Here is a 12,966-nt window from a genome sequence, read left to right as displayed (position 1 = left end):
GCTCAACGACGGGCGATCAGCCCTTGCCGGGCAATGCGGGTCAACTGGCGAATGACCTCATCGGCGGCGTCGGCAGTTGGCGCCTGGATAACCGCGAGGTCAAAACTGTTGCTGGCAAAACGTGCAAGGGAGTCGCCGTCTTCGACAAACTGGATCAGGAACGCCGAAGGTCGACCCGTGCGACGCGGCCAGCCATCCAGGTAACGCAAAAGCGTCGGCTGATGCTTGCCGCCCAGGAGAATTTTTGGATTGCGTTGAGTGAGGTCCGCGGTGATCGGGGCCAGGCGTATCAGGGGGCGCAGTGCATTCATCGTGTCGTGTCTCTGCCTCAAAAGTCTGCGGGCAGGTGAGAGGCAACACCGAACCAGCGCTTTAGCGGAATTTCGAAGCATGGAACATGCTTCTGTCGGGACCGATATCGATCACCCATGGCGCCCCGCAATTAGCTGTTTAAATCGGCGCATGAGCGGCATCCTAGAGAAGCCGGTGGGGCGGTGTCAAGAATTCCGATCAGCAAAAAGCCCGCACAGGGCGGGCCTTTTAAGGGTTCTACGCAGATCAGTTGGCGATGGCGCGATCCGCAGACAGCTTGCCCGCGCCTTCCAGCAGCACCGCCAGCGAGCCACCGAGCAGTGCCAGGGCGAACTCATAACCGTTGTTGGCCATAAACAGACCGTTATGGATGTGCACCGAAAAGATCGCCACCAGCGAGAGGATGGTCAGGCCCAATGCCGCAGGACGAACCAGCAGGCCGATGATCAAGGCCAAACCCGCGAAGAACTCGGTGCCGCCCGACAACAGCGCCATCAGGGTACCCGGCGCCAGGCCGATGCTTTCCATCCACTGCGCAGTACCCGCCAGGCCGTAGCCGCCAAACCAGCCAAAGAGTTTCTGCGAACCGTGAGCGGCGAAGATGATGCCGACAACAATGCGCAGAAGGGTCAGGCCGTAACCGGCGCGAGTGGACAGGATGCTGTTGATCAGTGGGCTCATGGTAATAATCCTTTTCTAAATAGGGGTTGGTTGGCCGCTATATTAATCAGTTTAAACAATGATAAAAGCCGAAAAAATGCCTGATTAATATCGATAAAATCGATTACTTCCGTGAGGCGATTTTCGGCGCTGGCGGCTCCAGAGACTCCCGCTCCCGATCGAACGCCAAATAGTACTTGTTGACGCTATTAACATAGCTGACGCCGCCCATCCCTACCTGCTCCATGGCAATACGCTCAACCTGGAAGAACCACTGATTAGGGTTAAGCCCCCGGCGCTTGGCTTCAGTGCGCATGCCCTGCACCCGCTCCGGCCCCATGTTGTAGGCCGCCAATACGAAGGCCATGCGCTCACGCTCGTTGAGCTTGGGGCTGGCGAAGAACTTGCGACGGATCATCGCCAGGTAGCGCGCGCCCGCTTGCACATTACTGTCGAGACTCTCAATGTTGTTGACCCCTACCCGCTGCGCTGCCGAAGGGGTGATTTGCATCAAGCCGGTGGGACCGCCGCTGTTGCGCGCGCCGGGATCCAAAGCGGACTCCTTGAAGGCCAGTGCCGCCAGGTTCAGCCAATCCATGCCCTGCTCGCGGGCATGCTTTTGTAACACCGGGCGCAGTTTTTCCAGGCGTTGACGGTCAACGCGAGCCAGTGGATTGCGCACTTGATAGAGACGACGGTAGATACGCTGGAACGCCACATCCTGGTCGGAAGGCGTCCGGTAAGTTTTTAGGAAGCGATCAATGCTGGCCCGCAGCATCGAAGCATCCTGGCGTACGAACCAGTACTCGTCGCCTGGCTCGCTGATCGCCACCTGTTTATCGAAGCGCAACTTGGGCAGGATCTTCGACCAGCGTTCGGCAATCGGTTTTTCAACAATAGTCAGGTGAAAAATGCCGGCCTGGACCATCTCCAGCACATCCTCCACGGCCAGGGTCGGGTCCACCCACTCCACTTTCACCGGCGGCTGCTTGTGCAGCGCCAGCTTCTGGTTGACCTGGCTGATGGCATCCGCCGCCGCGCTGCCGGTGGTCAACGCCAGTGTGCGGCCGGACAGTTGCTCCAACTTGGTGAACCGCCGCTCGCCCTTCACCCCCACCAACCACAGCGGTACATCGCTGACAATCGGGTCGCTGGTGCTGATCTTGTGCGCAGCCTTTACGTCCAGCAATTCACCCGGAGCGACCAGATCGCCTTCGCCACGGGCCAGCGCGCCAAGCAACTGGTCCTTGGCCTTGGGAATGATCTTGAGGTTGATCTCCTGGCCATCACGGGCATGACCATTGAGGTATTGCTCGAAGGCGCGCAGACGATGGTATTCGACACCGATGGCCTGGCCCTGGACCTCGCCGGAACTGTTTCGGCTCTGGTTGACCAATACACGCAGGGTGCGGCTGGCGCGAATCTCCGCCAGGTCGCGGACCTTACCGGGCTTGGTCACTTCCAGCGGCCCGTCCAGACGCGCGACCGCCGCCATGGGCAGCAGCAACGTCAGGCACAACATAAGCAACGCCGAGGGTCGGATCATCCGCTCTCCGGAAAAGAATACTGGCCAACGCCCTCGCGAAAAACGGGGCGGTGGGGGTCAGAAACAGAGCGCTTTATGCGCTGGCAAGGTACGCAACGGCGGCATGATGGCGGGCGATGGGCCGACCACAATGTCGCTTGCGACGTTCAAAGACAGCTATAACTCGTTGTAGTTCTTCGATTTTCTTATAAATCTACAGCTCTGATATGCTTTCCGGCCGCAGGCGGAGATAGCACCATGCAACTCATTGATATCGGCGTCAACCTGACCAACCCCAGTTTCGACGAGAAGCACCAGGCGGTACTCGACCGCGCCTATGCCGCTGGCGTACAGCAATTAGTGCTCACCGGCACCAGCGTCGAGGGCAGCGAACAGGCCCTGGATTTGTGCGAAAAGCTGGATGAAAGCGGCCAGCACCTGTTCAGCACCGCCGGCACCCACCCCCACTCCGCCAGCGACTGGAACGGCGACAGCGCCCAGCGTCTGCGCGCTTTGCTCAGCGAAAGCCGTGTGCGTGCGGTGGGTGAATGCGGGCTGGATTTCAACCGGGATTTTTCACCGCGGCCACAACAGGAAAAAGTCCTGGAAGAACACCTGGCCCTGGCCGTCGAGCTGAAACTACCGGTGTTCCTCCATGAACGTGACGCCAACCAACGCCTGCTGGAAATCCTCAAAGACTACCGCGACCACCTCACCGCCGCCGTGGTGCATTGCTTTACGGGCGAACAGCAAGCGTTGTTCAGCTACCTCGACCTCGACTTGCACATTGGCATCACCGGCTGGATCTGCGACGAGCGCCGTGGGACACACCTGCACCCACTGGTCAGGGAAATTCCCGGTGACCGTCTGATGCTGGAAAGCGATGCCCCTTATCTGCTGCCGCGCACACTACGGCCAAAGCCGAAAAATGGCCGGAATGAGCCGGCGTATCTGCCGGAAGTCCTGCGCGAAGTCGCCCTGCACCGCAACGAAAGCATGGAAGACCTCGCCAGACACAGCACGGCATGCGCCCGTCGCTTTTTTGGACTGCCCCAAGTGGATTGATGCAGCGCATTGACCCACGTCAAAACCGTTTCCCTGGATAGCGGCACAATAATGGCACCTTGCCAATGCTGTTTCCGCTATCAGAGAAAACCTTCCATGGGTGCCTGGCTTAGCAATATCTCGCTGAAGTACAAATTCTGGGCCGTCAACGCGGTCGCCTTCATCACCACCCTGCTGCTGGTGCTGTATGCCGTACAGCTTGAACAGCAGGCGCGCAGCACGGCGTCCCTCGCCTCGGCGCAAGAACAAGCGCGGCTGCTGAGTGCCTGGCCAGCGGGTGAGACGCTGCCTGAGAGCGACCATTGGCTGACGTTCAAGCGCGGCCAAGTACCACACCTGGCCGACCAGGATCTGTCAGCCCTGGGCAGCGCCACGGGTTGGGTCGAGTTCAACCACATGCCTGTGTTCGGCGAGAACCCGTTGATGGGCGCTGAAGTCGTCGCCCGTCCTGAGGGTCAATACGTTGCCGTCCTTGCCTATGCGCCCAGCCTGAGCCAGGTGTTCGAAGAGCGCTTCGCCAACTATGCGGTGGCGGTCCTGATCCTGATGCTGGCGATGCTCGGTGCCTCGCAATTGCTGATCCGCTTCCTGCTCAGCCAGCTCAACACCCTCAAGGACGTGATGCTGCACGTGGAGAAAACCGGCGACCTGTCGGCCCGCGTGCCCTTGGCGTGCAAAGACGAAGTCGGCCAAATGGCCAGCGCGTTCAACGCGATGCAGGCCGGTTACCAGCGCGTGGTGAACACCGTGGCACGCACAGCCCGGCAACTGGATGATGGCGCCGCACGGCTGGCCAGCAGCATGAACGAAGTGCAACACGGCATGCTCGGCCAGCAGAGCGAAACCGACCAGGCCGCCACCGCCATCAACGAGATGACCGCCACCGTCTATCACATCGCCCAGCACGCAGGCGCCACAAGGGATCTGTCCCAGACTGCCGATACCCTCGCCGGCAGCGGCCAGGAAGTGGTCAGCCGCGTACAGCGCTCGATTGCCGGCCTGTCCACCGGCGTGCAACAAACCGCCGAAATGATCCAGAAGCTCGCCGAGGACAGCCAGAAAATCAACGGCGTGGTCAGTGTGATCCACAGCATCGCCGAGCAGACCAACCTGCTCGCCCTCAACGCCGCCATCGAAGCCGCCCGCGCCGGAGAAATGGGCCGTGGCTTTGCCGTGGTCGCCGACGAAGTGCGCAACCTGGCCAAGCGCGTGCAAAGCTCCACTGACGAAATCACCCGCATGGTCTCAGCCCTGCAAGCCGGCACCCGCGACGCGGTGGACTTCATGCAGGAAAGCTCGTTCAAGGCCGACGACTGCGTGCAACAAGCCCAGGAAGCCGGCGCCGCCCTCGCCGAAATCACCAGCGCCGTGGCGCAGATGCGCGAAAGCAACACCCAGATCGCCGTCGCCGCCGAACAGCAAAGCCACGTGGCCGAAGAAATGAACCGCGCCGTCGTCAGCATTCGCGACGTGACCGAGAACACCGTGCAACAGACTGTGGACTCTGCCACCACCAGCAATGAACTGGCCACCCTGGCCGGAGAGTTGAGCAAGGCGATTGGGCAGTTGAAGCTGTAGGATTGTTCACCCTGTAATCCCCCGCCTACAACAAAGCCTCGGTTTGCCCGAGGTTTTGGCGAAACTTCCTAGCTCTTCCGGCGAATAACGCCGACTTCTTTTCCCTACCAACCTCGCCAAAGTCTCTCGCCTGACCAATCAGCGCGAGGGACCGCCGATGCACCTTTCCTGTGCCCCACTCAACGGGGCCGCTTCATGATTCCGGTTATTGCGCAGTTCGTCCTCTCCCCTATGGATGCCGAAAAGCCGGACGTGGAAAGCGTCCTGCGTGATTTCCGCACGTGCCTGAACGCCTTTGACGAGTGGGCCGAAAGCTTCTGGAGCGGCTCGGCTCTGGACGTGGAGCAGGTGTTCAAGGTCGGCCAGGAAGTTTCCCTCGTCGCTCCCGCATCCTCCAAACAGCCCAATCGCACGGTGGCTGTTTGCAAGGCCCAGGGCTCGTTGACCCTGGTGCATATGTTTGAAAGCACGCGGTTTGTGCCCATCGGCAATACGCCGGTGATGCTGCAAACCATCAGGTCGGACGGCACGCCGTTCGGTGACCCTATCCGTCGAACCATCGATGCCAGCGGCATTCTTGAAGTCAAGGATTGCATCCGCGACCAGCGTTACCAGATCACTTTTTACCCCAACGTTTCCAAGGCACACGTCAAGGCGCTGTATGCGTCTTATCAGTCGGTGATCGCCGGGCTGGAAGAACGCCTGCGTGACGAATGGACGATGACCTTCAAGCCGCGATGGAAAGACTTCGCCAACGCCACGCCGTTCGAGCGCAGTGCGATGCAAGGCGTGGCGTTCGCGAGTGGGATTGGCAAGGCGCTCTACAACCTCTGGGACAATTTCTCACAGCTGTACGACCTGTTGGCGGACCTCAAGGCCAATAGCGAGAAGCTACTGAAGTACATCACCCAGGCCGAGCTGGACGAGCTGCTGAAACTGGGCAAGGACGCCATCGCCCATGGCCTGCTGGTGCTGAGCGACGAGCCGCTGTTGTTCATCTATCTGTCGGCGATGGTCGCGTGGATAAGCATGCTGCCGCCGCCGGACATGTATGAACTGGTGGGCGAGATTACCGGCGAGGTGCTGATCAATCTGTTTTTGATCTGGGCGACGCGGGGCATGGGGGTACAGGTTCGGCTGGGTATGCAGGTGTTGGGGCATATCAGGTCGGGTCGGGTGCGTAAGTGGCTTGAGATGTTGGCCGATCAGTTGGTCGGGCCTCGGTTGCACGCGCATGTCGACGCGGCCAAGCCCATGTTGCTGGGTAGCTCGGCGACGCCGATTCGGACGATTCCGGATGTGCCGTTGAAGGCTGGGGATCAGGTGGTTGCCAACCCGGTGCCGGTGGTTCGGAACAAGTCACAGCGGACGGTGTTGGTACGGCAGGAGCCTGTCGACGATGTGCCTGTTTCTGCTCGAAACCCGAGTGGGGATGCAGCTGCGTCGTCGGACAAAACCGCTACTCACGGCTGCCCGGTGTCGATGGTCACGGGCGAGGAGCTGCTGACGCTCACCGATGGCACGCTGGACGGGATCTTGCCGTTTGAGTGGACGCGGCTGTATCGCACCAGTGCGGTGGAAGTGGACTGCGGGCTGGGGTTTGGCTGGAGTCACTCGCTGGCGCATCGGCTAAGTGTTTCCGGGGATTCGGTGGTGTGGACGGATCATGAGAACCGCACGACTACCCTGCCCTTACCCACGGTTTCTCGGCCGGCGATTACCAATAGCCTGGCCGAAGCTGCGATTTATCTGGGCGCTTTACCCGATGAACTGGTCCTGTCTCAAGGGTCACGTTTCTACCACTTTCGCGACGGTGTGCTGACGGCGATCAGCGATGCGTATGACAACCGGCTGCGCATTTTCCGTAATTACCTGGGGCAGATTGAGCGGCTGGACAACGGCGTGGGGCGTTCGCTGTTCTTGCGCTATGCGTCGGGCCGCATTGTGGCGGTGGACTATCAGATTGAGCGGGCGGTGGATGACGGTCCGTTTGTCTGGGTGATGGAGCAGAACGTTGTTGCCTACGCCTATGACGCGACGGGTCGGTTGGTTTCAGCGACCAATGCGGTAGGCGAAAACGAGGTTTATCGGTACGACGAGCAGCACGTCATTCTTGAGCGTGGCTTGGCCGGTGGCGCGAGTTTTTTCTGGGAGTGGGAAAGGTCTGGTAAGGCGGCGCGATGTGTCCGGCATTGGGCCAGTTTCTCGCAGATGGACACGCGCTATGCCTGGGACGATAACGGCCAGGTCACGGTGTTTAACGCCGATGGCAGTCAGGAAGTCTATGTGCATGACCAGCGGGCGCGGCTGGTGCAGCGGGTGGATCCTGACGGGGCCGAGCATTTCAAATCCTACGATGACAAAGGCCGGCTGACGGTTGAGCAGGATCCGCTGGGGGCGATCACGGCGTATCAGTACGACGAAGCTGGACGCATGGTGGCGCTGTTTCCGGGGGATGATGAGCCGACGACCTACGAGCATGACAATGGATTCGTACGGGTTGTGCGGCGTGGTGAAGCGGTTTGGAAATATGAGCGTAATGACCAGGGCGACGTTACGCGTAGGACCGATCCTGACGGCAATTCGACTGAGTACAGCTACAACAAACGCGGGCAACTGACGCAGGTTTGGTATCCCGATCACAGCTGTCATCGGCTGGTTTGGAATGAGCGTGGGCAGTTGCTTGAGGAGCAGTTTCCGAATGGCGGAATCAAGCGCTATCGCTATGACGACCTTGGACGGCAAGTTGCGCGTGAGGACGAGCATGGCGCGCTGACCCAGTATCAATGGGACGCAGCAGGCCGCTTGCTGAAACTGACTCAGCCCGGCGGTGCCACACGGGAATACAGCTACAACCCATACGGAAAAATCACCTCCGAACGCGATGAACTCGGCCAGGTCACCCGCTACGAATACGCTGATGGCCTGCACCTGATCAGCCGTCGTATCAACGCTGATGGCACTCAGGTCAAATACCGTTATGACAATGTGCGGTTATTGCTGACCGAGATCGAAAATGAGGTGGGCGAAACCTACCGACTCCAGTATCACGCCAATGGCCTGATCCAACAGGAAACCGGGTTTGACGGGCAGCGCACGAATTACGCCTACGACCTCAATGGCAACCTGCAGGAAAAGACCGAGCATGGTGATGACGGTAGTCAGTTGGTCACCCGCTACGAGCGCGACTATGCCGGTCGACTCGTAAGAAAAACCCTACCCGACGGCAACCTGGTCGATTACGCCTACGACCGCCAGGGCAATCTCTTAAGCGTCGAAGACGGCCACTGGGCGTTGGCCTACGAGTACGACAGCCAGAACCGCCTCCTCGCAGAACACCAGGGCTGGGGCACTCTGCGTTACGCTTATGACGCCTGCGGACAGCTGAACAACCTACGCCTGCCGGACAACAACCGGGTTGCGTTCAACCACACCAAAGGCGGCCAACTCGAGAGGATCGAGGTAAATGGCCAAGCGCTCACCGCTCATCTATTCGACGCAGGTCGAGAACACCAAAGAGGCCAAGGAAAGTTACTCAGCAGTTATCAGTACGACGCCCAGGGACGCCTGTTCAACCACGGCCTGTGCGATATCGAAGGGGCTATTTATCGGCGCCAGTACCACTACGACACATCCGGCAACCTCACCCGCCTGCTCGACACCCGCAAAGGTGAACACCACTACCACTACGACCCAATCGGCCGTCTGACCCGCGCCGACCACTCCCAAGACGTGCAGGAACGCTTCGGCCACGACCCGGCTGGCAACGTTCTCATGCAAGACCGCCCCGGTCCGGACATCGTGGCGGGCAATCGCCTGATGATCCAGGGCGACCATCATTACGACTACGACGCCTTCGGCAACCTCATCCGCGAACGACGCGGCAAAGACCACAAACTCGTCACCGAATACCGCTACGACTGCCAGCACCGCCTGATCGGCATTAAAAAACCCAACGGCCAGACTGCCAGCTATCGCTACGACCCGTTTGGGCGGCGTATCAGCAAAACCGTGGATGCCGTAACCACCGAGTTCTTCTGGCAGGGCGACAAGCTCATCGCCGAACACCACGCGGAGCGCCATCGCAGCTATCTCTACGAACCCGATAGCTTCCGGCCGTTGGCGATGCTGGATGGCTTCGGCCCAAAAGAAATCAAGCCCTACCATTACCAATTAGACCACCTCGGCACCCCACAGGAACTCACGGCATCCGATGGCGAGATCGTCTGGTCCGCGCATTATCGTGCTTATGGCGAAACAACCCGTCTAGACACCGCGAAGATCGACAATCCGCTGCGTTTCCAGGGTCAGTACTTCGACCCAGAAAGCGGACTGCACTACAACCGTCATCGCTACTACAATCCGGATATTGGTCGCTACCTGACGCCGGACCCGGTGAAGCTGGCGGGGGGGATCAACGCGTACCAGTACGTGACCAACCCGACGGGTTGGATTGACCCTTTGGGTTTAAGTAATTGCCCAGAAGGAGGCACATGCAAATCGCAAGCTCGAATAGAAGAGCCATCAGACAACATCTCCGCAACGAGAGGTGAACCCAGTCCCCCTTCTGTTTCAACGCGTCCGACAGAGTTTGCCAACGAGCAAAAACTCAACGAGCATTACGAAAAGCACGGGGCTGAATTTCGAGTAGGAAATAGTCACGAATATTTACTCGCTGCACGTCATGTCGTAAGCAATGGTACGCCTGTGCAATATTTGTACAGGGACACACCAACGACCGGCTATGTTTTACTTATGGGAACAAATAGGACAGGGCAGGCTAAATTTGCGTTTGCAGGATCGAATACAAATGGCCATATAACCACTCTGCATACCAAAAGCGGAAAAGACTTCTGGAGGACTATAAATGACGACCCCTCTGACAAAACCATCAGGCCTTATAGCAAATAACTATAAGAAAGTGCGCGTTTTAGCACTCAATGATCAGATAGAAGAAGACGTTACTCTGCTCATAGAAGGGACGGTCATAAATTGCTTTATAAGCTACTGCCCCTATCAAATAGAAGTTGGGAAATTCTATGATGTGGAGCTGACCATGAGCATTGCTGACGACTACGTAATTGAGCGTGTAGAGCCGAGTGACGTGTCGGCCGAAAAGATAGATCCTGGCTACTCCTACATCCTGTACGGCGAACTCTGTGACGAGAGATTTCTCACCTTCACATCGCTGAGCGACGAAGGCATACATTATGACCATCCAGAACTGAACGGGAGTTTTGTTAAATTAACGGTCGAAAGAATCGACGCCAGCTTTCACTGAAAAGCTTAAAATCGAGCAGTTGTTTACATGGCAGGAGCTTGCTGGCTATGACCCCCATAGCCAGCCCCAATTCGCCCCACCATCCAACCCCACCTAAACTCTCTCCATGCTATTTCAACGGACAGAGGATTCACCATCATGGGCAAACGTCACCCCAATCTCCCCGCCTGGCAATGGCGTAACTACCCGCAGAACCACCAACACCCGACCAACTTGGCGTTGCACCTGATTGCCGTACCGCTGTTCATCATCGGGTTTCTGTTGATCGTGTCCGGGGTTTTCAGCTTGAGCCTGGCCAGTTTTGCCGTGGGTGTGGTCGGGATCCTGGCCGGCTTGGCGTTGCAGCGTCATGGCCATAGCCTGGAAGCCGAGGCCAGCGAGCCGTTCAGTGACCGTAAAGATGCGGTGCAGCGCTTGGTGGTCGAGCAGTTCGTGACTTTTCCGCGTTTTGTATTAAGCGGCGGCTGGTGGCGTGCCTGGCGGCAGCGCCACCGGCATTGAGGTCAGGCGAAGACCACCACGGTCTGGCGGCTGATGGCGATCAGCTCGCCGGTCGGGCTCCAGAGGGCGGCCGCGGCATGGCCGTAGCCGTCGCGGGCGTGTTCGATATTGACGTAGTACTGGCACCAGTCGAGGGTCGTCAGATCCTGCAAAGGCTGGATGAATTCGATGGTCCAGGTCAGGGTGCTGCCGGGTGCTGGTTTTTTCAGGTGCGGCAGCAAGGCCGGAGGCCAGGCGTCGACCAGGGCGAGGATATGCGCTTCAGTCAGCGGCTCTTCTTTGACATCTCCACGTAAGCGAACCCAGCCGCCCATGTCACGGGATTTATTACCGGTAAAGGGTAAGCCGCCGACACTCCAACGCATCGCCAAGTGGCGCATGAATTCGGGGGTCACGCCCTTGATATAGGGCAGTTCCTGGCATTCATCCCAATGTTTGAACACCGGCGGCGCTTCGCTTTCAACCGCGATTTCCGACTCACGGGACGCACCGAAACTGGCCTGTACCAGGGTCGCCACTTCACCGTTCTGCACCACACGCCCAAGCAATTGGCTGACGGCCTTGCCTTCGCGCAACACTTCGACTTGATAACTGGCAGGAACGTCCGGCGCTACAGGGCCGACGAAGGTGATGGCCAGCGACCGCAGCGGGCGATCGGTTGGCACCTGGGCGCGTAGGGCTTCGTATTGCAAGGCAGCCACCAGGCCACCAAAGGTTGCGCGGCCCTGGGCCCATTCGGCGGGGATGGTGACATCCAGCGGGTTGCTGCGGGCGGCGTCGAGCAAATCACTAAAGCGCATGGCGGTCTCACATCAAAAGGAACAGATGAGGGATCTTAACCATCGGACCCGCCAGGTACAGCGCCTATTCCGGCCAAAAGCCGGACCGGTTCAGAAACAATCGGCGCTGAGTTTGTCCAACACGCGGTCCGCCTGCCCTTCAGCCTTGGCCATGGTGCGATGCCACACCGCAACACAAGGTTGCAGATCCGCCTGATGCTCGGCCTGAGCCAGCCATTGCCAGCAATCGTGCCAATCGCCTAACGCGCCTTGGGCTTTTTTCAAGCGCGACATCGCGTTGGCAGGCAGCTTGTCCAACTCGGGATAGGCTTCGGCGGCATAGCGCACCCGCTTGATCAACAACCGCAGGCGATGGCGATCATGGTCAGGGTCTTTCAAGGCTTCATCGAGTTTCTGCCATTGCTTGGCCAGACGTTTCTGAATGCGTGGGCGCAGGCCTTTGAGCAATTTCTGATGCTCCGACGCGCGGATGAAACGGGGAAACGCATCCAAGATCAGCAGCAAATGCGCAAGCTCCGGGCTTAGCGCCACCTGGCGATAGGCATCAGGTTGCAGACGCAGACGCCGGTTGGCGGCTTCGTGATAACCATGCTGATGCAAATACGCCGCCAGCACCTCACGGTCGCGTAGCGGCGTCGTCAGTTGCCCAACAGTACTGGCGGCCAATTCAAGCTGTTCCACTCCCGGCAATCCACGCAAGGGGCGCAACAGGCTGCGAAGACGGCGCACGGTGGTGCGCAGGTCATGCAGGGCTTCATCGTCGGTGACGGCGGCGAGGCGAGCCTGGCAGCTCAGTAACCCTACTTCCAGGCCAATGACCTGAGCGACTAACTGATCGACCAAAGCTGACATCCTGCCCTCACTGTCTGATGAGAAATCCTACTCGCTGCTGCAGGTCAACGCCCGGCGCGAGACTCACGAATATAGAATCGCGCTTTCTCGGCCTTGTTAGAGCAGCCTTCAAACGCTTCGAATTGTTGCTGGGTTTTGGCGCCCGTCAGCAGCGACAAGGCTTTAGAGTAGCTCACCGTGCCAGCAAAGCCTTCAGCCTTGGCCAGGTCCAGCTCTTTCCAGGCGGCGTCCAACTGGCTGCCGCAGCTGTCGCGGTACGCGGTCTTCCCGGCACAACCGGCCAGGGCCAGCATGATCACAGGTACACACATCCAGGCTTTCATTGATGACACCTCAAAAAGAAAAAACAGTCGTACGTTGTAGACGTTGCCTACATGGAAAAGTGCCTGTCC

Annotated in this window: 11 protein-coding genes; 5 read left to right on the top strand and 6 right to left on the bottom strand. The window is 58.9% G+C overall.

Annotation, left to right across the window (positions count from 1 at the left end; genetic code table 11):
- Positions 1-2: 2 nt before the first annotated feature.
- From ACP7EW_RS13450 to ACP7EW_RS13440, 3 genes are all read right to left on the bottom strand, one after another.
- Complete coding sequence (locus tag ACP7EW_RS13450; protein WP_426217561.1) at positions 3-311, bottom strand: class I SAM-dependent methyltransferase; 309 nt, start codon at positions 309-311, stop codon at positions 3-5.
- A gap of 247 nt (positions 312-558) precedes the next feature.
- Positions 559-993, bottom strand: coding sequence for a DoxX family protein (locus tag ACP7EW_RS13445; protein ID WP_061435832.1), 435 nt, complete (start codon positions 991-993; stop codon positions 559-561).
- Between the two features lie 103 nt (positions 994-1,096).
- Positions 1,097-2,518 carry a transglycosylase SLT domain-containing protein gene (locus ACP7EW_RS13440; RefSeq protein ID WP_314531391.1) on the bottom strand — a complete coding sequence of 474 codons (1,422 nt, stop codon included), beginning with the start codon at positions 2,516-2,518 and terminating at the stop codon, positions 1,097-1,099.
- Positions 2,519-2,755: 237 nt separating this feature from the next.
- Between ACP7EW_RS13440 and ACP7EW_RS13435 the strand changes: the two genes are divergently transcribed.
- The 5 genes from ACP7EW_RS13435 (at position 2,756) to ACP7EW_RS13415 (ending at position 10,922) form a co-directional block, all read left to right on the top strand.
- Positions 2,756-3,562, top strand: coding sequence for a TatD family hydrolase (locus ACP7EW_RS13435; RefSeq protein WP_426217558.1), 807 nt, complete (start codon positions 2,756-2,758; stop codon positions 3,560-3,562).
- A gap of 96 nt (positions 3,563-3,658) precedes the next feature.
- A complete protein-coding gene (locus ACP7EW_RS13430; protein ID WP_426217556.1) occupies positions 3,659-5,140 on the top strand; it encodes a methyl-accepting chemotaxis protein in 1,482 nt (493 codons plus the stop codon).
- Positions 5,141-5,335: 195 nt separating this feature from the next.
- Entirely contained in the window at positions 5,336-10,051 is a 4,716-nt protein-coding gene (locus ACP7EW_RS13425; protein WP_426217554.1) for an RHS repeat-associated core domain-containing protein, read from the top strand.
- Positions 10,008-10,421: a hypothetical protein gene (locus ACP7EW_RS13420; protein WP_426217552.1), complete on the top strand. Its 414-nt coding sequence runs from the start codon at positions 10,008-10,010 to the stop codon at positions 10,419-10,421. Before ACP7EW_RS13425 ends, ACP7EW_RS13420 begins: the two co-directional genes overlap by 44 nt.
- Positions 10,422-10,559: 138 nt before the next feature.
- Positions 10,560-10,922 carry an Mpo1-like protein gene (locus tag ACP7EW_RS13415; protein WP_010211905.1) on the top strand — a complete coding sequence of 121 codons (363 nt, stop codon included), beginning with the start codon at positions 10,560-10,562 and terminating at the stop codon, positions 10,920-10,922.
- A 2-nt stretch (positions 10,923-10,924) separates the two neighbouring features.
- Here the strand turns inward: ACP7EW_RS13415 and ACP7EW_RS13410 are convergent, their stop codons facing one another.
- The 3 genes from ACP7EW_RS13410 to ACP7EW_RS13400 all read right to left on the bottom strand — a co-directional run bounded on the left by ACP7EW_RS13410 (position 10,925) and on the right by ACP7EW_RS13400 (position 12,897).
- A complete protein-coding gene (locus ACP7EW_RS13410) occupies positions 10,925-11,722 on the bottom strand; it encodes an acyl-CoA thioesterase (protein WP_061435822.1) in 798 nt (265 codons plus the stop codon).
- A gap of 90 nt (positions 11,723-11,812) precedes the next feature.
- Positions 11,813-12,574 (bottom strand): CHAD domain-containing protein, encoded by a 762-nt coding sequence (locus ACP7EW_RS13405; RefSeq protein WP_426217549.1) that lies wholly within the window; start codon positions 12,572-12,574, stop codon positions 11,813-11,815.
- Between the two features lie 44 nt (positions 12,575-12,618).
- On the bottom strand, positions 12,619-12,897 hold the full coding sequence (locus tag ACP7EW_RS13400; RefSeq protein ID WP_003172685.1) for a hypothetical protein: 279 nt from the start codon (positions 12,895-12,897) through the stop codon (positions 12,619-12,621).
- Positions 12,898-12,966 lie beyond the last annotated feature (69 nt).

The sequence above is a fragment of the Pseudomonas sp. DWRC2-2 genome (assembly GCF_049897885.1).
Lineage (GTDB): Bacteria > Pseudomonadota > Gammaproteobacteria > Pseudomonadales > Pseudomonadaceae > Aquipseudomonas > Aquipseudomonas azotoformans_A.
The sequence above is the reverse complement of the archived record's forward strand: the minus strand, read 5'-3'. Positions and strand labels throughout refer to the sequence as shown.